This is a genomic window from Bartonella sp. AA9NXGY (assembly GCF_042196845.1).
Classification (GTDB): domain Bacteria; phylum Pseudomonadota; class Alphaproteobacteria; order Rhizobiales; family Rhizobiaceae; genus Bartonella.
Window position 1 is genome coordinate 1 of record NZ_JBHIRB010000065.1, and the last position, 2,138, is coordinate 2,138.

Below are 2,138 nucleotides of genomic sequence, written 5' to 3' on the forward strand. Positions count from 1 at the left end.
CTTACGTTATTCAGGGTTCTCATTCAATATGAATAACGCTAGATTATGATTATAAATCAATGCCTTGAACGCTTGTTGAATGCCGTTGGTTTGAAAGCGAGCGATATTACAAAGCGCCCGATTTAAGCACTGGAGAACTTCGTGATTATAGCGAGGAAGAATTTAAGCAGCTCCAGTGCATGATGCCCGATATCCAAGGGGCAGCTTTCAATAAAAAGGTCGTAAAACGTGCTTTTTTAGGGAGAAAATTGCTTGAATCCCCTGATCAACCTTTGGTTCCAGCGGGTCAATTGGGTTGGGAGTGTATAACAGGGTATTTTGATAAGATAGAACGGCAATTTTATGGGGTTGTCCGTCCGACAAAAGATCCACAACGATGGGCGAATAAATATTTTAGTCAAGTGATGTATATCCTTAATAGCCAATCCAAAGGGGGGCTTATTGTCGAGGAAGGGGCGTTTAAGGACATCAGGCAGGCTATGCAAGATTGGGCGCGGGCTGATGCGTTGCTAGTTGCTGAAGATGGCGCTCTTGCAGAAGGCAAGATACAACCAAAGCCTGTAGCACAGTTTCCAGAGGGCTTTTTCCAGCTGTTTAATGAAGCTAAGGAAGCAATTAATCAGGTGACGGGTTTATCACCCGAATTCATTGGTACAAGGGAAGTGACACAAGCGGGTATTTTGGAGGCACAACGACGCCAATCCAGTTTAAATCTGCTTGCTTGTCTGTTTGATGGTTTACGTTTGTACCGCAAGCGGCAAGGTAAGATTATTTTGCACTTGATACAGAATTACTTGTCCGATGGTCGTTTGGTACGGATATCTGGTGAGGAGAATGCGCAATATATTCCATTGACGCGTGAAGAAGTAACGAGTGTCGAGTATGATATTGTAGTTGATGATGCGCCAACCAGCCCGAATGAGAAAGAGCGCACCTTTGGTATCATCACACAGCTGCTCCCATTGCTTCAAAATGCGATTACGCCGGATATTATGCTTGATCTACTTCGTTATTCTCCATTGCCTGCGTCATTGCTTAATCGTGTGAGTGAGAAGATGCAACAGCAGCAAATGGCACAACAAGCCCAACAACAGCAAATGAATCCGGAACAAGAAATGAAGTTGCAGGAAAAGCAGCAAGATATTGCGGCTAAAAGTCAGATGCAACAGATGGATTTACAAGGCAAGCAGATTGAATTGGTCATGCGTCAAAAGAGAGCAGAATTGGAAGCGGAATTGATGCAACAGAAGCATGAGCTTGAACGGGAGCGTATTCTTAATGAACGAGCGCAAAATCAAATCATGCGTGAAAGAGCGGCAACATACAGAGGAAGAAGCATTTGAGAGAGGTTAGAGAATGAATGCAGAAATGAACGAAGCTATGAATGAAGATTACAGAGTTGGAGCACCGGTCTTTGATGATGAGAGCTCTTTTGATGCTGGCACTTATGATGGTGAAACGATTGATAATGATGATGTCACCTCTCCAGAGCCGGTTGCACAGCCCGTTGAAAAACCTTCAGAGATTGTTCCTAGTATAGAACAGCAGCGTATGGAGCAACAAGCCAAACAAGCCCGTGAAGCGCTTGTAAAGTTTTATGAACCCCAATCCCAGACGCCAATGGTTGAAGGTGAAAATGCACCCCCAGACCTACGTGAGGACCCTGTTCGTTTAGTGGCGTGGATGCTAGATAAGATTCAAAAGCAAGATGCGTATATTAGGGAACAGAAAGAAGCGCTAAGACAAGCTGAGGAACAGCAGCAGCATGATATACGTCTTGGTGAATTTTTTAATAATTCTGTTAAGTCGTTTCAAAATAAATCCAGTGATTTTGATGCCGCGGCAAATTTTCTTTATGAGGCACGCGCAAAGGAATTGAGTTCTTGGTCATCACTTTATCCTGAGTATGGACAACAAAACACAATAGATGCGATTATAAGAGATCAATTGCATGCTCTTGTAGCGACTTGTGCACAAAGAGATCTCAATCCGGCAGAAGAGATTTATAGAATAGCGCAAAATCTTGGCTATCAGAACCAAGCATTACAAGCGAATAATCAAGTTGCTGCGCTTCAAAGCCGGCAGAATTCTGCGAGAACCTTAACGGCATCTGGTGGAGGGGGCAGTGTTGGACCAAT

At 43.8% G+C, this 2,138-nt stretch carries 1 protein-coding gene and 1 pseudogene; both read left to right on the forward strand.

Annotated elements, in window-relative coordinates:
• Window positions 1-68: 68 nt before the first annotated feature.
• Window positions 69-1,343 (forward strand): annotated as a pseudogene (locus tag ACFIM6_RS09765) (phage portal protein); the annotation flags it as partial.
• A 13-nt stretch (window positions 1,344-1,356) separates the two neighbouring features.
• Window positions 1,357-2,138: hypothetical protein (locus tag ACFIM6_RS09770; protein WP_375612659.1), on the forward strand; the 782-nt coding region annotated here is incomplete at its 3' end.